General features: G+C 73.5%; 21 protein-coding genes. 8 read left to right on the forward strand and 13 right to left on the reverse strand.

Annotated elements, in window-relative coordinates:
* Nucleotides 1–16: 16 nt before the first annotated feature.
* Entirely contained in the window at nt 17–565 is a 549-nt protein-coding gene (locus tag BM093_RS15380) for a hypothetical protein (RefSeq protein WP_093343449.1), read from the reverse strand.
* Between the two features lie 63 nt (nt 566–628).
* On the opposite strand from BM093_RS15380, the gene BM093_RS15385 reads away from it, so the two are divergent.
* Entirely contained in the window at nt 629–1,732 is a 1,104-nt protein-coding gene (locus BM093_RS15385; protein ID WP_093343452.1) for a GlxA family transcriptional regulator, read from the forward strand.
* Here BM093_RS15385 and BM093_RS15390 read toward each other — a convergent pair.
* The 5 genes from BM093_RS15390 to BM093_RS15410 form a co-directional block, all read right to left on the reverse strand.
* Nucleotides 1,647–3,671, reverse strand: coding sequence for a hypothetical protein (locus BM093_RS15390; RefSeq protein WP_093343455.1), 2,025 nt, complete (start codon nt 3,669–3,671; stop codon nt 1,647–1,649). The two genes, BM093_RS15385 and BM093_RS15390, sit on opposite strands and share 86 nt — an antisense overlap.
* Nucleotides 3,672–3,724: 53 nt before the next feature.
* Entirely contained in the window at nt 3,725–4,966 is a 1,242-nt protein-coding gene (locus tag BM093_RS15395) for an ATP-grasp domain-containing protein (protein ID WP_093343458.1), read from the reverse strand.
* Between the two features lie 94 nt (nt 4,967–5,060).
* Nucleotides 5,061–5,999 (reverse strand): DNA-binding protein WhiA, encoded by a 939-nt coding sequence (gene whiA / locus BM093_RS15400; protein WP_177238497.1) that lies wholly within the window; start codon nt 5,997–5,999, stop codon nt 5,061–5,063.
* An 88-nt stretch (nt 6,000–6,087) separates the two neighbouring features.
* Nucleotides 6,088–6,279, reverse strand: coding sequence for a hypothetical protein (locus BM093_RS15405; protein ID WP_093343464.1), 192 nt, complete (start codon nt 6,277–6,279; stop codon nt 6,088–6,090).
* 140 nt (nt 6,280–6,419) lie between these two features.
* Nucleotides 6,420–7,115 carry a TetR/AcrR family transcriptional regulator gene (locus BM093_RS15410; RefSeq protein WP_143105392.1) on the reverse strand — a complete coding sequence of 232 codons (696 nt, stop codon included), beginning with the start codon at nt 7,113–7,115 and terminating at the stop codon, nt 6,420–6,422.
* A 137-nt stretch (nt 7,116–7,252) separates the two neighbouring features.
* On the opposite strand from BM093_RS15410, the gene BM093_RS15415 reads away from it, so the two are divergent.
* Together BM093_RS15415 and BM093_RS15420 are read left to right on the forward strand one after the other, a co-directional pair.
* Nucleotides 7,253–8,215 carry a zinc-binding dehydrogenase gene (locus BM093_RS15415; RefSeq protein ID WP_245773539.1) on the forward strand — a complete coding sequence of 321 codons (963 nt, stop codon included), beginning with the start codon at nt 7,253–7,255 and terminating at the stop codon, nt 8,213–8,215.
* Between the two features lie 56 nt (nt 8,216–8,271).
* Nucleotides 8,272–8,703 carry a DUF1707 SHOCT-like domain-containing protein gene (locus BM093_RS15420; RefSeq protein ID WP_245773540.1) on the forward strand — a complete coding sequence of 144 codons (432 nt, stop codon included), beginning with the start codon at nt 8,272–8,274 and terminating at the stop codon, nt 8,701–8,703.
* An 89-nt stretch (nt 8,704–8,792) separates the two neighbouring features.
* Here the strand turns inward: BM093_RS15420 and BM093_RS15425 are convergent, their stop codons facing one another.
* Nucleotides 8,793–9,959 (reverse strand): LLM class flavin-dependent oxidoreductase, encoded by a 1,167-nt coding sequence (locus BM093_RS15425; RefSeq protein WP_093343470.1) that lies wholly within the window; start codon nt 9,957–9,959, stop codon nt 8,793–8,795.
* Nucleotides 9,960–10,125: 166 nt separating this feature from the next.
* On the opposite strand from BM093_RS15425, the gene BM093_RS15430 reads away from it, so the two are divergent.
* A complete protein-coding gene (locus BM093_RS15430) occupies nt 10,126–10,722 on the forward strand; it encodes a TetR/AcrR family transcriptional regulator (RefSeq protein ID WP_093343473.1) in 597 nt (198 codons plus the stop codon).
* Between the two features lie 12 nt (nt 10,723–10,734).
* Here the strand turns inward: BM093_RS15430 and BM093_RS15435 are convergent, their stop codons facing one another.
* Nucleotides 10,735–11,136 carry a hypothetical protein gene (locus tag BM093_RS15435; RefSeq protein WP_143105393.1) on the reverse strand — a complete coding sequence of 134 codons (402 nt, stop codon included), beginning with the start codon at nt 11,134–11,136 and terminating at the stop codon, nt 10,735–10,737.
* A gap of 77 nt (nt 11,137–11,213) precedes the next feature.
* Here BM093_RS15435 and BM093_RS15440 point away from each other — a divergent pair, with 77 nt between their 5' ends.
* Complete coding sequence (locus BM093_RS15440; protein ID WP_093343621.1) at nt 11,214–13,052, forward strand: prolyl oligopeptidase family serine peptidase; 1,839 nt, start codon at nt 11,214–11,216, stop codon at nt 13,050–13,052.
* On the opposite strand, the gene BM093_RS15445 is transcribed toward BM093_RS15440, so the two are convergent.
* Nucleotides 13,053–13,988: a TetR/AcrR family transcriptional regulator gene (locus BM093_RS15445; RefSeq protein ID WP_093343479.1), complete on the reverse strand. Its 936-nt coding sequence runs from the start codon at nt 13,986–13,988 to the stop codon at nt 13,053–13,055. It lies immediately after the preceding gene.
* Nucleotides 13,989–14,072: 84 nt separating this feature from the next.
* On the opposite strand from BM093_RS15445, the gene BM093_RS15450 reads away from it, so the two are divergent.
* Nucleotides 14,073–14,519 (forward strand): hypothetical protein, encoded by a 447-nt coding sequence (locus BM093_RS15450; protein ID WP_093343482.1) that lies wholly within the window; start codon nt 14,073–14,075, stop codon nt 14,517–14,519.
* 1 nt (nt 14,520) lies between these two features.
* Here BM093_RS15450 and arsC read toward each other — a convergent pair whose 3' ends face one another.
* The 4 genes from arsC to BM093_RS15470 all read right to left on the reverse strand — a co-directional run bounded on the left by arsC (nt 14,521) and on the right by BM093_RS15470 (nt 18,308).
* On the reverse strand, nt 14,521–14,865 hold the full coding sequence (arsC, locus tag BM093_RS15455; RefSeq protein ID WP_093343485.1) for an arsenate reductase (glutaredoxin): 345 nt from the start codon (nt 14,863–14,865) through the stop codon (nt 14,521–14,523).
* 10 nt (nt 14,866–14,875) lie between these two features.
* Nucleotides 14,876–16,213 (reverse strand): L-fucose:H+ symporter permease, encoded by a 1,338-nt coding sequence (fucP, locus tag BM093_RS15460; protein WP_093343488.1) that lies wholly within the window; start codon nt 16,211–16,213, stop codon nt 14,876–14,878.
* Nucleotides 16,214–16,347: 134 nt separating this feature from the next.
* A complete protein-coding gene (locus BM093_RS15465; protein WP_093343491.1) occupies nt 16,348–17,844 on the reverse strand; it encodes a catalase in 1,497 nt (498 codons plus the stop codon).
* Nucleotides 17,841–18,308, reverse strand: a complete 468-nt coding sequence (locus BM093_RS15470; RefSeq protein ID WP_245773541.1) for a Fur family transcriptional regulator — start codon at nt 18,306–18,308, stop codon at nt 17,841–17,843. The genes BM093_RS15465 and BM093_RS15470 overlap by 4 nt, the downstream gene beginning before the upstream one ends.
* 91 nt (nt 18,309–18,399) lie before the next feature.
* On the opposite strand from BM093_RS15470, the gene BM093_RS15475 reads away from it, so the two are divergent.
* On the forward strand, nt 18,400–19,647 hold the full coding sequence (locus BM093_RS15475) for an MFS transporter (RefSeq protein WP_093343497.1): 1,248 nt from the start codon (nt 18,400–18,402) through the stop codon (nt 19,645–19,647).
* Between the two features lie 471 nt (nt 19,648–20,118).
* Entirely contained in the window at nt 20,119–21,147 is a 1,029-nt protein-coding gene (locus BM093_RS15480; protein ID WP_177238498.1) for an endonuclease/exonuclease/phosphatase family protein, read from the forward strand.
* Nucleotides 21,148–21,151 lie beyond the last annotated feature (4 nt).

Consider the following 21,151-nt stretch of genomic DNA (forward strand, 5'->3'; position numbering starts at 1 on the left):
GGCCGGCCGGCACCGGTCAGAGCTTCATCATCGGCACCGGGTGCAGCGGCGACTCGCGCAGCCCGGACCGGAACGCACGCAGCAGCATCGGCCGGAACCCGCTCGCCGGGTAGCGCTCGGTCAGCTCCCGGTACTGCTGCCTGCGCACACCGGGCGCGCCGACCAGCCCGGCCGTGACGTCGGTGAGGTCCGCCCGCCGCAGCGCCTCCACCAACGGGTCGGCGTGCCGCGCCGGGCGCAGCCGGTGGTGCTCGTCGATCAGCGCGGTCACCAGCTCCGCGTGCTCGGCCTGGTCGGCGGGCAATGCCGCGACCGCCCGCCGGGCCGACGGTCCGAGGTAGTCCCAGGTGTCGTCGAACCAGATGCCCGCGTCGTGGAAGAACGCGGCGTGCCCCAGCGGCGCGGCCAGCGCGTCGGGGACCGGGGTCTGCAGCCCGACCAGGCCGATCACCCGGTGCACGTGCCCGGCGTAGATCGCGAGGTCGGTACCGAAGACCGGGGCGTGCTCCTCGAGCAGCTCGTCGGCCACCCGGTGGGCACGGTCGACGGCGGGATCGGTCGGCATGGGGCGATCCTGTCGCGCCCGGCGGCGACCGGCCAGTGACGTGAACGCCTAGGATCGCTCGGTATGCGCCAGAAGGTGGTCGTGGTCGTGCCGGACGGCGGCAGCCTCTTCGAGATCGCCACCCCGCTGCGGGTCTGGGGCCGCGATCCCGGTGAGCCGGACTGGCCGGACACCGAGCTGATCGTGTGCACCGCGACCGCCGGCCCGGCCGGTGCGCCCGGCCGTACCGGCTCCGCGGGCACCGCGCTGCCGCCGTTGTCCCTCACCGGCCTGGCCCCGTTCGGCGCGCACGCCCACGACGCCGACACGATCATCGTGCCGACCTGGCCGGTGGACGACCGGCCGGTGCCGGAGGATCTGGTCACCGGCCTGCGCACGGCACACGACCACGGCACCCGGATCGTCGGGCTGTGCCTGGGCGCGTTCGTCCTGGCCGCCGCCGGGCTGCTGGACGGGCACCGGGCCGTCACGCACTGGCGCTACGCCGACGAGTTCACCCGGCGGTTCCCCGCGGTCCGGTGGGAGCGTGACCCGCTCTACCTCGACCGGGGCGCGGTGGTGACCTCCGCGGGCAGCGCCGCCGCCCTGGACTGCTGCCTGCACCTGGTGCGCACCGACCACGGCGCGGACGCCGCCGCGATCGTCGCCCGCTCGATGGTGACCGCGCCGCACCGCTCCGGCGGACAGTCCCAGTTCGCGGCCGTGGAGCCCCTGGGCACCGCCGACGACCGGCTGGGCGGGTTGCTCGGCGAGGTGCTGGCCGACCTGGGCGAGGTCCGCACGGTGCACGACCTCGTCACCCGGGCCGCGATGAGCCGCCGGTCGCTGGAGCGGTTGTTCCGCGACCGGCTCGGCTGCTCACCCCGGTCCTGGCTGATCGACCAGCGGGTGCAGCGGGCCCGCACCCTGCTCGAGACCACCGACCTCGGTGTCGACGCGGTCGCGGCCGGTGTCGGTTTCGGCTCCCCGCAGACGCTGCGCCGGGAGTTCCAGCAGGCGCTGGGCATCTCGCCGACCGGCTACCGGGGCCACTTCCGCGGCCCGGCGGCCCGGCCGGACGCCGCACCGGCCGCCCGGACGGTCAGGCCGGCGCCGGCCCGTCGGACGCCTGCAGCTCCCCGCCCGGGAGCCGGTCGGAGCCCCAGCTGCGCTCGATGTAGCCGATGATCCGCTCGATGTCCCCGGCCGGCACCTTCTCCTTCTCCCCGTGCTCGAGCGGGTCGACGTGGAAGATGTAGAGCCGCGACGCGAACTGGTCGAACGGCAGCGACGCCTCACCGAAGCGCTCGCCGTTGCCCGCGGTGGAGACGACGAGCCCGTCGCCCCAGTCCTGCCCGCTGTCGTTGTTCGGGTTGTAGAAGTAGACCCGCATGACCTCCTGCGGGTCCGCCGCGACCCGCAGGACGGTGATCGCGTGCCAGCCGACGTAGCGCGCGGCGCTGTCGGTGACGGCCACCCCCGCCGGCTGCGGGTGGATCAGCGGCTGCCCGCCGTTGTAGGCCGGGTGGTAGCTCGCGTGGAACTGGCGCAGGAAGTCGTCGAGGTCGACCAGGTTCCCCGTCGCCACGTCGACGTTGATGTGGAACCCGCGTGCGGCCCACCAGCCGTGGAACTCCGGGTTCACCCAGCGGTGCGGGTCCCCCGGGCGGTCGGCGCACCGGCGTCCCATCTCGGCGTAGATCCGGTCCAGATGCGGCACGACCAGCAGCGACACCGGGTCGAGGTCCACCGGCAGCGTCTGCGCGACCCCGCCTGCGCTCTCCTGCGAGGAGATCCGCTGGCCCTCGAAGTGCATGATGATCTCGTCGTCGCGGGCCGCCCAGACCACCATCTGCAGCAGGTAGTCCGGGTCGTTGTAGGCCCACATCGACAGGGCTCGCGCCGACTGGCAGGTCGGGTTGTCGCCCTGCCCGACACCCAGCGGCAGGCCGAGCATCGACAGCACCCCGGCCAGCAGCCGTGCCTCGGGCGCCGGTTCCTCGCCGAAGGCCGCCACCAGCCGCTCCCGGGCCGCGGGCGAGAGCTCCAGCGCGATCTGCCGCCACAGCGACGGGACGATCGGCGGCTCGTGCAGGATCCCGCGGTCGAGCAGCAGGGCCAGCCCGTAGATGGCCTGCGCCGTCTGCGGCGTGACCGCCACCTCGATCAGCCGGTGCACCAGGTCGCTGTAGCGGAGCAGGCAGTTCTTGCCGGTGTCGGAGAGCCCGAGCGCCTCGGCGAGGAGGTAGTCGCCCTCGTGGCGCAGGAACTGCAGCAGCTCCGCGTGGTACGGCGACACCAGGCCGGTGTCGTGCATCGCGCGGGCGAACCCGGACGCCTCGTACTGCAACCCGCCGGCGTCCATGGCCTCCAGCCGGGACCGGAAGACGTCGAACCCCGGGTCCTCCCGGCACGCCTCGGTCGTCCCGAACAGCGCCGTGATCAACCGGTCCAGGCCCTGCCCGGACGACAGGTCGACGTCCGGGTCCCCGCGCCAGATCGACAGCCGGGTGATCAGCGAGGTGACCTGGTCGACCTGGATGGGGCGCTGGCGCAGGATCCGCCAGATCTCGTCGACCAGCTTGTCGAGGACGACGTCGTAGCCGACCTCCTCGGCCACGTGCCGGAACAGGTCCCGGATCAGCTGCGCCGTCCGCCCCTGCCGGGTTCGCTCCGCCTCGCTGGGCGGAGTGAACAGCAGCTCGAGGTTCATCGCCAGCACCTGGGACAGGAACTGGCGCGCGTCCTCCGGGGACAGCGTGGGGTGCTCGTAGTCGCCCTGGGCCACCGCGAGCGTGCGCAGCTCGCTGGTCGCCTCCATGACGACGGTGTCGGCCTCCCCGCTGTGCAGTCCCGGCCCGACCAGGGACGGGACCAGGATCTCCGGCGTGGCCCAGTCGGTCCCGAGGAACAGACCGGCCTCCTCCAGTTCCTGCGCCCTGGCCTGCACGGCCGCGGCGCCGCCCGGCTGCAGCAGGACCCGGCGCAGCTGCTCGAGGACCCGCCGCAGCTTCGTCGGCTTGCCGAAGTCGGCGGTCCGGGCCAGGTCCCGGGTGGCGTCGTCGAGCGAGGCCAGGCGCTTGTCCAGCACCGAGGCCCCACCTGCGACGTCGACGGTCGGTTTCACAAGGCTTCCCTCGTTCGGGGTCTTCTCCGTCCAGGTTCCCGTTGCGGGGGACCTCAGACGTAGAAGTCGAGTTCTTCCTGCTTCTTCAGCAGATCACGCATCCGGTAGGGATCATCACCGAAGAAGTAGAGCAGACCCCAGTGCGTACCGAAGGCCGTGCGCTTGGTCACCGTCTCCTCGAGCGGGGCCGAGAGGTCGTGCGACTCGTAGTAGTCGTCGTCCTCGGTCTCCTCCGGGATCTGCAGCTCGCTGACGACCCGCCGGCGCGGGTAGACGCCGAAGCAGCCGGCCACCCCGGACGCGTCCTCGACCTCGGTCGGGAAGAACGCGTCGATCTCCTCCTCGGTCGTCCGCGGGTCGAACGCCAGCACGAGGGCCTGGTAGGCGTTGAAGCCGTACGCGCGCTCCAGCAGCTCGAAGACCTTGAAGCCCGGCGGCCGGTACGCGACCTCACCGAAGTACATCTCTCCGTCGGAGGTCACGAAGTACTCGGGGTGCACGAACCCGAACTCGATGTCGAACGTCTTGATCAGCTTTTCGATCTGGGCGGTGATCTGCGGCCGGTACCGCTCGAGCTCGGGCGTGGCCGGAACGAACACCGAATACCCGAGGGTGACGTATTCGGAGATGTTCAGGAACTTGATCTTACCGTTGTGGACCCAGGCCTCGACGGCGAATTCCCACCCGTCGAGATGGGATTCCATCAGGACCGGGAACTCCTCGTCCGGAATGGTGTCGACCTCGTCCGGGGTGCGGATGACCCGGTGCCCCAGACAGCCCGCCTTGTCGAACGCCTTGAGGTGGATCGGGTCGTTCGGGTCTCCGTCGAGCTTGAGCAGGGTCTGGTTGACCCGCTTGAGGAACCGGATGACGTCGTCGCGGTCGTGGGCCTCCTCGAAGATGCCCACCCGGATGCCGCCCAGCTGCGCGCGGCGCTTCATCAGCGCCTTGTCCCGGAGCAGCATCGCCTGGCCGAACAGCCGCGGGTTCTCCAGCAGCACGGAGTTGATCGCCCCGGCCCACTCGACGGTCTCCTCGAACAGCGGGATCGCGACGTCGACGCCCATCTCCTGGAGCGTCTCCGCGATCTCCAGCGAGCGGTCGTTGAGCCGCTCGAAGTTCCACGGGACGTACGGGATCTCGTGTTCGGAGCAGTACTCCTCCGCCCAGTCCGGCGCGACGACCACGTAGCGCCGGTCGAACCGGTCGAGCGCCTCGACCGCGCTCAGACTCCATCCGAGGAGCGCGACGAAGCCCTTTTCAGGATCCTTGCTGACCGATTCGGGACGAGGCATACAACAATTCCTCCGCGGTGTGGGTATTCCCATTCAATGGGTCGTGCGGCCCGCACCATACCGCGAACGCCATTCCCCGGCCGGTCGTGGCCGATCAGTGGGAGGCGGACTGCTCCTCGGCGAACGCGACGAGGCGCCGCAGCCGTCCGGCGACGGCGTCCTTCGACAGCGGCGGGTCCGCGAGCAGGCCCAGCCGGGACAGCGACAGTGTCGCGTGCTCGACCCGCAGCAGGCCGGCGGCACGCAGGTGCGGCGGGGCCTCGGGGCCCAGCACGTCCAGCGCCCAGCGCACCCGCGCGGTGGTCCGGTCGGCGGCCTCGGCCGCGCGACGGGCGTTGACGCTCTCCAGGGACGCGCTCGGCGGGGGCGGTGCCGGGGTGGCGACCTCGGCGCACCGCTGCAGCACGTCGGCCACCCCCGCCGCGCCGACCGCCCGCAACAGGGTCTCCACGCTCTCCGGATCCCGCACGACGACCCGGTGCTCGGTCGCCGTCTCGTGCCCGGCCGCCAGCACGCCCAGCGACCGGGCCGCACCGACCAGCGCGAGCACGACGGCCGGCCCCGGGCACGTCACCTGGATCCGGGTCCGCCCGGCCGGGCGCACCACCCGGCCCCGGGCCAGCAACGCACCGCGCCAGACACCCGCGGCCACCGCGGCGCCGCCGCCCACGACCGCCGGCGGCAGCCCCAGCACGGGCCGGCCGAGCCGGTCCACCAGCCCGGTGGCCCGTGCCAGGTCGGAGCCGTTCCCCGTCACCCTGACCAGATAGCGCAGCGGCCGCCCGCTCGCGCTGACGACGTCCGTGCGGGCCGCCGCGTGGCCGTAGAGCTCGACGAGGTCGCGGCGCAGCCGGACGGCGAGCTCGGGCGCCGGGAACTCGGCCCGGACGACGGCCCGGCCACCGGCCGTCGTGACGTCGCCGGCGAGGCGCAGCTGGGCGACGACGCCGGCGTGCCGGACCGCGGGGCGCTCCTCCCGGACGGCGCCGAGCTCGCGGTGCAGCTCCGCGGTGATGCGCTCGGGGTCGATCACGAACCTCTCCTGGGCGGACACACGGGCGGGACGCCACCTCGGTCGGAGGGGGCCGCACCCGCCGGGTGGGCGAGGACGGAGGAACCGGTCAGACCGCCCCGTCCGGGGCGGCGGCATGCAGGGGACAGCGCGGATCGACGAAGGGATCCTCGGGCGCCCCCGCCCGGTACGCGGCGTTGGCCAGCACGGAACACAGACAGCCCCGGGCCTTCGCCCGCGAGCCACCGGGCGCCAGGTCGTCCGGCGTGGTGGCCGCCTGCCCGCTCGTCCCCTCCGTCATGGGTCCCCCTCCGCACACGCGGTGCCCCCGGGCCACCCGCGAGCGGCCCAGCGCGTCTACACACAGTAACTGACTGATGTCGTAGCGTAACGGATCAGTCGGTCACCCGGGCGCAGGTTACCGTATACGTCGGGTAACGCCTATTTCGCCTCGACACCCGTCGGGAGGGGCGCGTCGGGGTCGAGGACCAGCCCGTACCCGCGCGCCATGCCGTCGACCTGGGCCCAGATCAGGGTCGTGAGGTGCTCGGCGACGACCGCCCGCGCGATACCGCGGTGCGTCAGCCACCATTCCGCGGTCGCCTGGACCGACCCGACCAGCGACTGCGCCCAGACCTGCACCAGCTCCGGCTCGTCGAAACCCAGGAACCGGACGTAGCCGTCGAGCAGCCGGCCCAGCGCGTCGGAGATGAACGCCCGGCCGGCGTCGACGACCGCGCCGCCCTGCCCGGGCAGCCGGCGCCGGAACAGCAGCTCGACGTGGGGCGACTCGTCGAGGAACCCCAGGAACGCGTCCACCGAGGCGTGGATGCGCCGGCGCAGCGCGCACTCGTCGTACAACACCGGCATGAGCCGTTCCATCAGCCGGTTCGTCGCCCGCTCCGCCATCGCGTCGAGCAGCGCCGCCCGGTCCCCGAAGTGCCGGTAGATCACCGGCTTGGTCACCCCGGCCTCGTGCGCGACCTGGTCCAGTCCGAACTCCTGGCCGGTGCGGCCCAGCACCACCAGCGCGGCGTCCACCAGCTGCTCGCGACGGCGGGCACGGTGGGCGTCCCAGCGCGCGCTGCGGCCGTCGGTCGGGCGTCCCGTGCGGGCGGGACGGTCGGCGTCGGACACGGTCGCGATGCTCCTCCATCGGGCGGCGGTGCGCGCGGGGTCGCCGCACCATAGTTGATCATGTTTCGGGCGCGCCCGCAGGGACGCCGCGGCGCCGTGGCAGGCTCGTCCGCAGGAGACGACACGAGGAGGCGCTGGTGCGACGGGTGCTCTGCCGGGAGTTCACCGATCCGGAACGGCTGGAGGTCGTGGAGGAACCGGCACCGGAGCCCGGCCCGGGCCAGGTGCTGGTCCGGGTGGAGGCGGCGGCGGTCAGCTTCGTCGACGGCCTGATCGCCCGCGGCGGCTACCAGCTGCGGCCACCGCTGCCGTTCACCCCGGGCTCGGCGGTGGCCGGGACGATCGACTCCGGCCCGCGCGCCGGGGAGCGCGTCGCCGCGCTGCTCGGCCTGACCGGCGGGTTCACCTCGCACGCCGTGATCGACGAGGCGCTCCTCGTCCCGGTGCCCGACGGGGTGGGCGCCGGGGTCGCCGCCTCCTCGATGGAGGGCTACGGGACGGTCGCGTTCGCCCTGGAGCACCGGGTCCGGATCCACGACGGCGACCGGGTCGTGGTGCTCGGGGCGGGCGGCGGGATCGGGCTGGCCGCGATCGACCAGGCCCGCGCCGCGGGTGGCCGGGTGCTCGCGGTGGCGTCCACACCGGACAAGCGGGCGGCGGCGCTGGCCGCGGGCGCCGAGGACGCGACCGGCTACGGCGACTCCCCCGCCGCGCTCAAGGACACGCTGCGGCATCGGACCGGTGGCGGCGTCGACGTCGTGATCGACCCGGTCGGTGGCCCGTCCGCGGAGGCCGCGCTGCGGGCGCTCGGCGCCGGCGGCCGGTTCTGCGTCATCGGCTTCACCTCCGGCGAGATCCCGCGCCTCCCGGCGAACGTGGTGCTGCTGCGCAACCGGACGGTCGTCGGCGTGGACTGGGGCGACTGGTCGCGGGCCGACCCGGCGGCCGCGCGGGACCTGGCCGCGGACGTGCTGCGCCGGATCGCGGCCGGGGAGCTGCACCCGCCGGCACCCGCCGAGCTCCCGCTCGACGCGGCCGAGTCGGCCACCCGGCGCTACGCCGAGCGCACGGCCGTCGGGAAACTGGTGCTCACGCCCTGACCACCGCGGGCGGAACTCCTGGCAGAACCCCACCGCACGCGGGCATAGTCGATGGGGTGAGCGAGGCGGTGCACCCCGACCAGGTCCGGATCTCGGACGCCGACCGCCAGGCGGTCGCCGACCGGTTGCGCGCCGCACACGGCGACGGCTACCTCGACCTGGCCGAGTTCGACGAACGCGTGGCCGAGGTCTGGCGGATGCGCACGCGCGGCGACCTGGCCCGCGCGACCCGGGACCTGCCGGCGCCGCGGAAGCAGCGGCCCGCCGACGGGCTGATCTTCTCCGCCTCGCCCGGCGGCGTCGCGATGCGGATCCTCTCGATCATCTGGCTGTGCATCACGGCCGCGGCCGCGGCCGGCTGGGCCGTGATCGCGCTGCTGACCGAGCTGTCCCCGCTGTGGTTCCTGGTGCTCTCCGCACCGACGGGTGCGGTGCTGGGGTCGCTGTGGCTGGCCGGGGTGGGCCGGGCGCGGCGCGGCACCCGGTAGGGCCCGCCCACCCACGACGAGCCCCACCCACAACGAGCCCCACCCACAACGAGCCCACGCACAACGATCACTGCGCCGGACGGGGCCGCTCAGCCGCCGGCCTTCTCCTGCTCGTAGCGCCGGGTCATCGTGTCGACGGCGTCGAGCTGGGTCCGTGCGTGCTCCTCCCGGGTCGACGCGGCCCGGTCCTTCGCGGCCAGGGTGCCCGCGGTCTGCCCCTGGAACTCCGGCACGACGTGCTGGGCGATCAGCTCGCAGGACCGCTTGGTCGCCTCCGGGTCGGCCCACTCGTGACCGAGCAGCAGCATCGCCCCGAACCCGCCGGACTGGTCGACGAGCTTCTGCACCTGGGCCTTGGCGTCGTCGACGGTGCCGATGGCCCCGATCCCGGCCTCGTTGATGAAGTCGATCATCTCCTTGAGGTCGCCGCCCTCGACCGCCATCTGCGGGAACGCCGCGACCTTCTGGAAGTAGCGGAACCAGTGCTCGATGCCGTACTCGACCTCGCGGTAGGCCTGCTCACGGGTCTCGGCGATGTGCATCAACCCCACCAGCCGCCACGAGCTGCGATCCGGCGCCGGCTGCCCGTGGTGGGCCGCCCGCTCCTCGACCACGCTCCAGTGGTGGGCCAGCGCGTCGAACCCGTCCTGGGTCAGCGTCGCCCCGATCGAGAGCAGCCCCACCCCGTGCTGCCCGGCCATCCGCGGCCCGGTCGGCGAGGCCACCGCGGCCACCGCCACGTCGAAACACGGGTCGCTGTAGGGCGCCAGCTGCAACTGCGCATCGATCAACGTGTGCGTACGGGTCTCGGCGTTGACCACCTCCCCGCGCAGCAGCCGCATGATGATGTCGAGATTGACCTCGAGCAGCTCACGGGTGTCGGTCGGGTTCAACCCGATCATCGCCGAGTCCGTCGGCAACGACCCCGGACCACACCCCAGCATCGACCGGCCCCGGGTCAGGTGGTCCAGCATCACCATCCGGTCGGCCACCCACAGCGGGTTGTGGTACGAGATCGAGGTCACCCCGGTACCCAGCTTGATCCGCCGGGTCCGCTCCGCCGCCGCGGCGATGAAGATCTCCGGCGAGGCGATGATCTCCGACCCGGCCGAGTGGTGCTCACCGATCCAGGCCTCGTCGAACCCCAGCCGGTCCAGGTGCTCGACGAGCTCCAGATCGCGCTGCAACGCCAGGGTCGGGTTCTGCCCCGGCTGGTGGAACGGGGCCAGGAAGGTGCCGAAGCGCAGTCGGGTCACGGGCTGTCTCCTCGTCGAGAACGGGCGGCCCGCTCGTCGGCCGCCTCCCTGTGACGTGCCTACCGGGTGTGACCGTCCTCACGCAACGGGCGGGCGCGATCGGGGCGACGGGCCGATCAACGGCCGGTGTACGGGCGTGTGGGACGACCGGATAGGTTTCCCGATCATGGGACACCGCGAGGAGCTGCTCGACGGGGCGGCGCAGTGCCTCTACGACAAGGGCTTCGGCCGCACGACCGCGCGTGACGTCGTCGCCGCGTCGGGCACGAACCTCGCGTCGATCGGCTACCACTTCGGCTCCAAGGACGCCCTGCTCACCGAGGCCCTGCTGCGCGCCACCAGCGCCTGGGGCGAGGAGCTGGACCGGGCGCTGGCCGAGCCCGGCACCACCCCGGCGACCGACCCGGACCGGCGGGTCGAGGACACCTGGAGCCGGGTCATCGGGCTGTTCTCCACCCAGCGGCGACTGTGGGCGACCCACGTCGAGGCGCTCGCCCAGGCCGAGCGGCTGCCGGAGCTGCGGGCCAAGCTCGCCGAGGCGCAGCGGGAGGTCCGCGAGGGGCTCGCCCTGACCTTCCACACGCTTCCGGACGACGACCCCGAGGCCGCCGACCGGCGGGTGCACGTGCTCGGCGCGGTCTACCAGGCCCTGCTCACCGGCGTCATGGTGCAGTGGATGCTCGACCCGGACACCGCCCCGACCGGGGTGGACGTCGCGGAGGGGCTGCGCGCGATCGCCGAACGGGCCGACGCGTTCGCCTGACCGGGACAGCGCTCAGTGCCGCGGCCGGACGTGACCGATCACGGTCCCGCCGCGGTTCGCCCCCGGCTCGGCGACCCGCACCGAGAGCGTGCCCAGGGCCAGGAACCGCAGCGTCACGGTCCCGCCGGCCGTCACGTCCAGCGCCCGCCCCTGCTCGGGGACGAGCACGCGGCGGGCCACGTCGCTGCCGACGGTGAGCACCACCGTCGTCCCCCGCGCGACGATCACGGTCGGCACCGCCTCGACCGGGTCCGTCGAGCGGAAGTCGAAACGGACCGGCGTGAGCCCGTTCGCGTCGGTCGCCGCGACCAGGGTCGGTCCGACCGGCCGGGCGCCGGCGACCGCGCCGCAACCCGCGGTCGCGGGGACCGCCATCAGCAGGCCGGCGAGCAGCAGACCGGTCGATCTCCGCATACCGACCATGCTGCACGAACCTCCGGTGTGACCCCCGCCCGGTACACCCGGTCGTGGGGTTCGGCACGATCGGAGCCGTGACCACCCATCCCTGCGCACCCGTCCCCGAGCGGCTCTTCGACGACGAGCGCGAGCAGCGCTGGCGGTCCCGGTTCACCGCGGTCCGGATGTCGCGACCGTCCTGGGCGCGCGACGCACCGCAGCGCTCGGTCTACGTCTCGAACGCGACCGGGACCTTCGAGGTGCACGTCTGGGACCGCACCTCCGACGAGCGCCGCCAGGTCACCGACCGCCGCAACGGCACCACCGCGGCCGCGCTGCCGCCCGGTGGCGAGCAGGTGTGGTGGTTCGCCGACACCGACGGCGACGAGTTCGGGCACTGGGTCGCGCAGCCCTGGTCCGACGGCCCCGGCGCCGCGACCGTCCCCGCCGTGCCCGGGGCGGGCGACGGCTACCCGGCCGGGCTGGAGATCGGGCGGCAGCGCACCGCGGTCGGGGTGTCCACCGACGACGGCACGACGCTGCTGGTGCACGAGCGCGGGTCCGGCGCCGACGCCCGCGTCGTCTACCGGCACACCGAGGACGCCGGGGTCGGGTCGCTGTCCGAGGACGAGACCCTGCTGGCGATCTCGCACTCCGAGCACGGCGACTCCCGCCACCCCTCGCTGCGGGTGCTCGACCTCGACGGCGGGGGTGTCGTCGGCGAGCTGCACGACGGTCCCGGCAAGGGGCTGGCCCCGCTGGAGTTCTCCCCGGTCGCCGGGGACCAGCGCCTGCTGGTCTCGCACGAGCGCCGCGGCCGCGAGGAGCTGCTGATCTGGGAGCCCGGCACCGGAACGGTCACCGAACTGCGGATCGACCTGCCCGGCGAGCTCGTCGGCGGCTTCTACCCGGACGCCTCCGCGCTGCTCGTCGCGCACACCCACGCCGCCCGGACCCGGCTGTTCCGCTACGACCTCGGGACCGGCGCGCTCACCGAGCTCCCGGTCGCGCCGGGCTGCGTCGGCTCCGCCGAGGTCCGCGACGACGGCACCGTCGAGTACTCGAGCTCCTCGGCCGCCACCCCGTCGCAGATCCGCAGGCTGCGCACGGATGGCACCGACGACGTCCTGGTCACCCCGCCCGGCGAGCGCCCGCCCGGCTCGCTGCCGGTGCGCGACGTGTGGACCGCGGGTCCGGGCGGCGACGTGCACGCCCTGGTCACCGAGGCACCGCGGTCGGGCGCGACGCCGGCGCCCGCGGTGTTCGTCCTGCACGGCGGCCCGCACGCCGCCGACGAGGACCGGTTCGACGCCGTCCGGGCCACCTGGGTGGAGGCCGGGTTCACCGTCGTCGAGGTCAACTACCGCGGCTCCACCGGGTACGGCTCGGCGTGGCGGGACGCGATCGAGGGCCGGCCGGGGCTGACCGAGCTGGCCGACGTCGCCGCCGTGCAGGACGCGCTGGTCGCCGACGGCACCGTCGATCCGGCCCGCTGCGCCGTCGACGGCTGGTCGTGGGGCGGGTACCTGGCGCTGCTGGCCGCGGGCACCCAGCCGGGGCGCTGGGCGGCCGCCGTCGCCGGGGTGCCGGTGGCCGACTACGTGGCCGCCTACGCCGATGAGATGGAACAGCTGCGGGCCTTCGACCGGGCCCTGTTCGGCGGGTCCCCCGAGGACCTGCCCGAGCTGTACACCGAGGCGTCGCCGCTGACCTACGTGGACGCCGTCCGGGTGCCGGTGCTGGTGCTGGCCGGGGAGAACGACCCGCGCTGCCCGATCCGCCAGATCGACAACTATCTGGACGCGCTGGCCGCGCGCGGGGACCTCGCCTACGAGGTCAGCCGGTTCGACGCCGGCCACGGCTCGCTGGTGGTGTCCGACCAGCTGGACCTCATCGCGACCGAGGTCGACTTCGTCCGCCGCGCCCTGGGCTGATCAGAGGTCGCGGGCGAGCTCGTGCAGGTCGGCGCCGCTGTCGAGCACGGCACGCAGCCGGTCGGCGCGCTCCTCGCTCCACGGCCGGTCCGGATCGGGCTCGAGGTTGCCCAGCAGCAGCTGCGCGACACCGAACGCGACGAGCGACCAGTCCCCCGGCTCGCCGCCGGGCCCGGCGGCGAGGCGGCGCCCGGCCAGCTCCGGGCGCGCGACGACCTTGACCACCATGCCGCGCAGCAGGGCGTTGGCGAGGTGGGCGAGGTCCTCGGCCGTGGCGCCGGGGCGGCGCCGCAGCCCGAGCAGCCGCAGCACGGCGTCGTGCGAGGCCACGATCCCCTCGGTGAGCCGGGCCTCGGTGGCCGCCAGCGCCGCACCGACCCGGTCGTGCAGGTCCCCGGACTCCATCCCGACGTAGGTGGCGGTCAGCGCGAGGTAGGTCCGCCAGTCCCGGGACGCCCGGACGTGGCCGAAGTCCTGTTCGGCGGTCTCGCGCACCACCTCGGCCGCCGTGCGCAGCCGGCCCTCCGCGGTGCCCAGGTCGGCGATGCGCTCACCGAGGATCCGGCGCACGCTCGCGCCCGCCTCCTCGACGCCCACGGCCGCCAGGGGCGCCTGCCCGCGGGCGAGCTCCAGCAGCAGGTCGCCGAGGAACTCCCCCTTGGACGGCCACCGGCGGTAGACCGCGCTGCGGGCGACGCCGGCCTCCCGGATGACGTCCTCGAGCCGCAGGTGATCCAGGCTCACGGTCAGCCCGAGATCGGCGACCGCACCGGCCGCCGTCTCCAGCATCAGCCGCTCGGTCTCGGTGTCCGAGAGTCGCCGGCGCCGGGGCCGGCCGGGGCCGGCACCCAGGACCGACGACCGGCCGTCCGGCTGCGGCATCCGGGGTCGCCCCCGGGAGATCTCCGGGTCACCCGGAGCGGAATCCGCTGGCATCGCCACCTCCGTTGAGACATGATGTCCCAAGTTTCAGACATTACGTCTGGACTGTTGCGACCATGCTACGACCAGGGGGAACTCATGACCGCTCGAACCACGACGCCACGTACTACCGCGCCCGCGGCCCTGTGGGCGGGCCTCGCCGCGACCGCGCTGACGGCCGTCGCCGTCGTCGTCGACCAGGGCCTGATCGGCTCGATCCACGACCAGGTCACCGCCGCCTACGCCGGGTACCCCGGGCTCGACGCCGGCGCCGAGTCGTTCGTCGTCACGACCCTGCTCGGGCTCGCCGTGCTCGGCGCCGCCGGCTGGCTGCTCACCCTGCGCGGCGCCCGCCGGCGAGCCGGCTGGGCCGCGCCGGCCGGGACCGCGCTGTGGGTGCTCGGCCTCGGCGCCGCGGTCACGCTGATGACCGCGACCGAGTACGGGACCACGCTCGTCCCGGCCTGGCTGGGGGTGCTGGGCCTGCTGCCGTCGCTGGTGGGGCTGGGCGCGGTCGTCCTGCTGTGGCGGGAACGGCGGAGCTGACCTACTCCTCCAGCAGGGGCAGGACGTTCTCCGGCGGCCGGCCGAGCACGGCCCGGTCGCCGGAGCGCACCAGCGGCCGCTCGATCAGCTTCGGGTCGGCCGCCAGGGCGTCGAGCAGGGTGTCCCGGTCGGCGCCCTTGAGGCCCTGCTCCCGGAAGGCGGCCTCGCCGGTGCGGGCGAGCGCCAGCGGGTCCTCGGTGCCGAGCGCGGCCAGGGCGTCCTCGAGCTCGGCCCGGGTCGGCGGGTCGTCGAGGTAGCGACGCACCTCCGGTTCGACGCCGTGCTCCTGCAGCAACGCGAGCGTGGCGCGGCTCTTGGAGCAGCGCGGGTTGTGCCAGATCTCCACGGCACCGAGCCTAGGACCGTTCGGCCGGTTCCGGGGCCCCGGCCGCGACGCCGTGGCGCAGGTTGCTGCGGAAATAGAGCAGGATCGCCGCGAAGCAGGCCGCGGAGACGACGAACGAGAGCTGCAGCGAGCCGAGCACGTCCGACACCGCGCCCTGCACGACCGGGACGACCGCCCCGCCGACGATCGCCATCACCAGCACCGCACCGGCGGTCTCCTGGTGGCGCTTGTCGTCGACGGTGTCCAGGGTCTGGCCGAAGATCGTCGGCCAGCACGGGCCCATCAGCAGGTTGGACGCGATCACCAGCCACACCGCGAGCGCCGCCGGGCCGAACGCGGCCGCCAGCAGGAGCACCGCCCCGGTCCCGCAGTAGACGACGAGCACCCGGGCCGCCGAGAAGCGCGCGATCAGCACGTTCGCGACGAACTTGCCGGCCAGGAAGCAGAGGAATCCGAGGATCATGAAGTCGGTGGCGTCGCGTTCGTTCAGCTGCGGGTAGAGCTCCAGGCCGAGCCGGATCGTGAACGACCACACCGCCGTCTGCAGGCCGACGTAGAGGAACTGGGCGACGATCCCCTTGCGGTACTGGGCCGTGCGGGCGAGCACCCGCAGCGTGTCACCGAGCCGCGCCGGTCGGGTGCCGTCGTCCCCGGCGGGCGTGCCCCGCGGGTAGTCGGTGATCAGGAACAGCACCAGCAGGCAGACCAGCACGACCAGGATGAACTGGTAGGGGCGCAGCGTGTTCAGCAGCAGCGCCTCGCCGAGCGCCTGTCGCGCCTCCGGGGTCGGGGCGGCGTCCATCTGCGCCTCGATCGAGTCCCCGGTCCCGAAGATCAGGTACTTGCCGAGCACGACGCCGAGCAGGTTGCCGATCGGGGTGAACGTCTGCGAGATGTTGAGCCGCAACGTGCCCGTCTCCCGCGGGCCGAGCATCGACGAGTAGGTGTTCGCGCTGGTCTCGAGGAAGCTCAGCCCGATCGCGATGGCGAAGATGCAGAACAGGAACATCCCGTACGTCGCGAGCGTGCTGGCCGGGAAGAACAGCGCACAGCCGGCGATGTAGACGGTGAGCCCGATCAGGACGCCGACCTTGTACGACGTCCGCCGGATGATCCGCGACGCCGGGATCGCGATGAGGAAGTAGCCGCCGTAGAACGCGGACTGCACGAACGCCGTCGCCGCGTCGGACAGCGTGAACACGTGCTTGAACTGGGTGATCAGGATGTCGTTCAGCCCGGCCGCCGCACCCCACATCGGGAACAGCAGCGACAGCAGGACGAACTGGAACCACGGCGTGCGGTCGAGGTAGCCCGAACCGAGTTGCCGGGCCGGATTCCGGATCAGCACGGTGCGCCCCCTGCGCCGACGTCGGTGTCGGTCTCTGCGGTGTCGCGGCGCAACGTAACCCGGGAGGGGGCATCACGGCCAGAACGCACGACGGTCCCCGGGCACCGCCCGGGGACCGTCGCCGTGTGGGCCGGTCAGTCGAACCGGCCGCCACCCTTGTCGGACTGGTTCTGGGCCAGATGCCCCTTGATCGCGGCCTCGATCTTGTCGCCGATGGCCTTGTCGATGTTCTTCCAGTACTGGTAGACGCGCTCGCGGATCTCGTCCGACCGCACGCCCGCGGCGGCGCCCGCGACGTTGTGCACGAGCCGTTCCCGCATGCCCTCGTCCATCACCTGGTTGATCAGGGTGTTGGCCTGGCCGTAGTCGTCGTCCTCGGCGCGCAGCGTGTAGGCCTGCTGCACCATCTCGCCGTCGACGGCGAAGTAGTTCGAGTAGACGGCACGCGCCGGGTCGGCCTTCGGGCCACCCTGCGAGTTCGGCGCGTACACCGGATCGGTGACGTTCTCGATCCGCATGGCGCCGTCCTTCGAGTAGCTGTGGACGGGCGCATGGGGGCGGTTGACCGGGATCTGCTGGTAGTTCACGCCGAGCCGGGCGCGGTGGGCGTCGGAGTAGGAGAAGCCGCGCCCCAGCAGCATCTTGTCCGGGGACAGGCCGGTGCCGGGCACCAGGTTGTTCGGCTGGAACGCTGCCTGCTCCATCTCCGCGTGGTAGTCGGTGACGTTGCGGTTGAGCTCCATCTTGCCGACCTCGTGCAGCGGGTAGTCGGCGTGCGGCCAGACCTTGGTGAGGTCGAACGGGTTGAACCGGTAGGTCTTCGCGTCCTCGAACGGCATGATCTGGACCTTCAGCGTCCAGGTCGGGTACTCACCGCGCTCGATCGCGTCGTACAGGTCGCGCTGGTGGGCGTCGCCGTCCTCCCCCGCGATCCGGTCCGCCTCGTCCTGGGTGAGGCACTCGACGCCCTGGTCGCACTTGAAGTGGTACTTCACCCAGAACTGCTCACCGGAGGCGTTCACCCAGGAGTAGGTGTGGCTGGAGTAGCCGTTCATGTGCCGCCAGGTCCGCGGGATCCCGCGGTCACCCATCAGCCAGGTCACCTGGTGGGCCGACTCCGGGGAGAGCGTCCAGAAGTCCCACTGCATGTCGGCGTCGCGCAGGTTGTTGCCCGCCAGCCGCTTCTGCGAGCGGATGAAGTGCTGGAACTTCATCGGGTCGCGGATGAAGAACACCGGAGTGTTGTTGCAGACGAGGTCGAGGTTGCCCTCGGAGGTGTAGAACTTCAGCGCGAAGCCGCGGGGGTCGCGCCAGGTGTCGGGGCTGCCGCGCTCACCGGCGACGGTGGAGAACCGCGCGATCATCTCGGTCTGGGCACCGGGCTGGAAGACCGCGGCCCGGGTGTACGCGCTGACGTCGCCGGTCACCCGGAACGTCCCGAACGCGCCACCGCCCTTCGCGTGCGGCTGCCGCTCCGGGATGCGCTCCCGGTTGAACTGCGCCATCTGCTCGATCAGGTAGTGGTCGTTGAGCAGGATGGGCCCGTCCGGGCCGATGGTCAGCGAGTGCTCGTCGCTGGCAACCGGGCTGCCGGAGTCGGTGGTGGTCGGCTGGGACTGCGAGCTCGTCACTGCCGTTCCTCCTCGTGGTGGGTGGTGGTTGCGGTCGCTCCGCCGTCGCGGCAGCCGGGACACAGACCCCAGAAGACGACCTCGGCCTCGTCGACCGCGAAGCCGCCGGCGTCGTGCGGGGTCAGGCACGGACCGGCACCGACGACGCAGTCGACGTCGACGGTGCGGCCGCACTCCCGGCAGACCAGGTGGTGATGGTTGTCCCCGGTCCGGGTCTCGAACAGCGCCGGTGAGTCCGCCGGCACGATCCGCCGGACCAGCCCGGTGTCGGTGCAGGCCGCCAGGACGTTGTAGACGGTCTGGGTCGACACCGAGTCGAGCCGCCCGCGGACCAGCCCGGCCACCGTCTCGGCCGTGGCATGGGGGTTCTCCGCGAGCACCTCGAGCACGGCGACCCGCGGCGCGGTGACCCGCAGGCCGACGCCGCGCAGCCGATCCGCCGTGGTGCTGCTCAGGGGTGCCATCGCCGGGCGCATTCCCGGGTTTTTCTGGAACCAAACAAGAATCTTCGGGCCGGGTCGGAACTCGGTGGACACTGCGGCGCAGGATGGTCGGGTGTCCGACGCCGTCCGCAGCACCGAGCCGCCCCGCGCCGGGATCGGAGCCTTCACCGACGTCCTGCGCCGGCCGGGGGTCGGGACGGTCACCGGCCTCGGCATGGCGGCCCGGATCCCGGCGACGGCCGTCGGGGTCACCCTGACCCTGCACACGGTCCTGACCCTCGGGTACGGCTTCGCCGCCGCGGGTCTGGTCGCGGCGGCCGTGCCCACCGGGATGGCGATCGGCGCGCCACTGCTCGGCTCGGTGATCGACCGGTACGGGCTGCGCCCGGTACTGGTGCTGACGACGACGGCCGGGGCGCTGTTCTGGTCGGTCGCACCGCTGCTGGGCTACGCGGGCCTGCTCGGCACCGCGTTCGTCGCCGGGGTGCTGACGGTGCCGGTCTTCTCGCTGGTGCGGCAGGTGCTCGCGGCGATCGTCCCGGCCGGGCACCGGCGGCCCGCGTTCGCGCTCGACTCCATGTCGGTCGAGATCTCCTACATGACCGGGCCGGCGATCGGGTCACTGCTGACGGTGTGGCTGGGCTCGGCGGTCTCGATGCGCGTGATCGGCGCCGGGTTCGTGCTCGCCGGCCTGGCGCTGTGGTGGCTGGACCCGCCGGTCCGTGCCGACGGGGCGCCCCGCGGGGACACCGAGCGGCCACCGGTGCGTGCGTGGCTGTCCCGGCCGCTGGTCGGTGCGCTGCTGTCGGTGACGGCCGGGGTCGTCGCGATCATGGGCACCGAGTTCGCGTTCGTCGCGGCGCTCACCGAGGCCGGCCAGGCGTGGGCGATCGCCCTGGTCAACGCCGTGTGGTGCGTGGCGTCGCTGGTCGGCGGGTTCTTCTACGGTGCCGCGCGGCGGGCGGTCCGGCTCCCGCTGCTGCTCGCCGTCCTCGGGCTGGCGACGCTCCCGGCCGCGCTCGCCTGGTCCTGGTGGAGCCTGCTGTTCCTGCTCCTGCCGGCCGGCCTCGCCACCGCGCCGACCCTGGCCGCGGGCAGCGACGCCGTCGGTGAGCTGGCGCCCGACCGGGTCCGCGGGCTCGTCACGGGCCTGCAGGGCTCCGCGACGACGATCGGGCTCGCGATCGCGACCCCGCTGTCCGGGTTCCTGGTCGACGCGGTCTCCCCCGCACTGGCGATCGTCGTGTGCGGCTCCGTCGCGACCGCGTGCGCCGGGATCACCGCGTGGCTGATGCGCGCCCGGCCCGTGCCCCATGCCGTGCCCCGAGCGCCCCGAGCGCCCCGAGGGGCACCTTCGTAGCGCCGGAGGCCCCGAGGGTGCCCCTGGGAGCGCCGTGCCAGGCCCCGCGCCCCGCGCTCCGCGCCCGCGCTGTGTCCCGTGCCCGGTGCCCGTGTGCCCCGAGGGGCACTCTCGTAGCACCAGTGGTCCCGAGGGTGCCCCTGGGAGCGCCGTACCAGGCCTCGGGACCCCGTGCCGGCTCTCGTCGGTGCCCCTGCGTCGTGCCCGCGCCGTGCCCCGTCCGTGGCCCGAGGGGCACCCTCGTAGCGCCAGGGGCCCCGAGGGTGCCCCTCGGGGCGTTGCGTTGCGTCGGGCCTCGGGGCACCGTGCCGGACCCCGGCGCGGGCGGGCCCGGCGTGCCGTGCGCGGCAGGATGCCCGGACCGTGCGCCGTGCGGACGCAAGCCGGTGGCTGAGAGCGTCCACAGGCGATCGGCGCACGGAGGCCGGATTGCCCGACGCCGGCGCTCCGCGCTGGGGCAGACTGGATCGAGTGAGCGCGCCGCCCCACCCCGACTCCGAGACCCAGCCGATCCGCCACGGGCGTCCCCGTCCCCGTCGCCGGTTCGGGCCGGTGCGGTGGTCGGTCGCGCTGGTCCTCGGTGCCGGCGCGGCCCTCGCCACGCTGCCCGACCTGGTCGGCCTGGACGCCTACTCGCCGTTCGCCCAGCTCAACGCGTTCCGGCCGCTCCTGGTCGCCGCGCTGGCCGTGCTCGTCGGGATCGGGCTGCTCATCACCGTGTTCGCCCGCCGGTTCTGGCCGGTCCCGGTGGTGCTCGCGCTCGTCGCGCTGGTCGGCGCGTCCCTGGTGCTGCCGCGCACCACCGCCGAGGCGACGCCTCCGGCCGGCGGCAGCACGCTGAAGGTCCTCGCGCTCAACGTCTACGAGGGTGAGGCGGACCCCGACTCGCTCGCCGCGCTGATCGACGGCCAGGACCCGGACATCGTCTCGATCCCCGAGGCGGGCGGCCGGTACAAGAGTGAGCTCGAACCGCTGCTGGAGCCGCTCGGGTACGAGCTCCACTCGTCGATCTCGCCCCGCCGCGACGACGTCGCGGGCAACACGATCGCGGTCGCCGACCGGCTCGGCGACGTCGAGACCCGGGTCGGCGACGACGTCCAGTTCCCCTACCTGGAGGCGACCGGCGGCGGGCTCGGCGACCTGCGGTTCGTCGCGTTCCACTCGGTCGCGCCGGTGCCGCGCTCGGTCGGGCAGTGGCGCGAGGACCTGGGCACGCTGTCCGAGTGGTGCGCCGGGGACACTCCGGCGGTGGTCGCCGGGGACTTCAACGCGAGCCTCGACCACTCGGTCTTCCGGGACGCGATCACCGGCTGCTCCGATGCCGCGGCGCAGACCGGCAACGGGCTCTCGGGCACCTGGCCGACCTGGGCACCGGAGTGGCTGGGGCCGCAGATCGACCACGTGCTGTCCACCGAGGGCATCGTCGCCGAGTCGTTCGAGACCCACCTGGTGCCGGGCACCGACCACCGCGCGATCGTGACGACGCTCCGCGTCCCGTGAGTGG

Origin of the sequence: Pseudonocardia ammonioxydans (assembly GCF_900115005.1) — a bacterium.
GTDB lineage: Bacteria > Actinomycetota > Actinomycetes > Mycobacteriales > Pseudonocardiaceae > Pseudonocardia > Pseudonocardia ammonioxydans.

Coding starts and splice junctions, on each gene's coding strand:
- BM093_RS15435 (WP_143105393.1), bottom strand. CDS start 11,136: ATGCGGAGATCGACCGGTCTGCTGCTCGCCGGCCTGCTGATGGCGGTC.
- BM093_RS15470 (WP_245773541.1), bottom strand. CDS start 18,308: ATGGCACCCCTGAGCAGCACCACGGCGGATCGGCTGCGCGGCGTCGGC.
- BM093_RS15445 (WP_093343479.1), bottom strand. CDS start 13,988: ATGCCAGCGGATTCCGCTCCGGGTGACCCGGAGATCTCCCGGGGGCGA.
- BM093_RS15395 (WP_093343458.1), bottom strand. CDS start 4,966: ATGCCTCGTCCCGAATCGGTCAGCAAGGATCCTGAAAAGGGCTTCGTC.
- BM093_RS15430 (WP_093343473.1), top strand. CDS start 10,126: ATGGGACACCGCGAGGAGCTGCTCGACGGGGCGGCGCAGTGCCTCTAC.
- BM093_RS15385 (WP_093343452.1), top strand. CDS start 629: ATGCGCCAGAAGGTGGTCGTGGTCGTGCCGGACGGCGGCAGCCTCTTC.
- BM093_RS15405 (WP_093343464.1), bottom strand. CDS start 6,279: ATGACGGAGGGGACGAGCGGGCAGGCGGCCACCACGCCGGACGACCTG.
- BM093_RS15380 (WP_093343449.1), bottom strand. CDS start 565: ATGCCGACCGATCCCGCCGTCGACCGTGCCCACCGGGTGGCCGACGAG.
- BM093_RS15450 (WP_093343482.1), top strand. CDS start 14,073: ATGACCGCTCGAACCACGACGCCACGTACTACCGCGCCCGCGGCCCTG.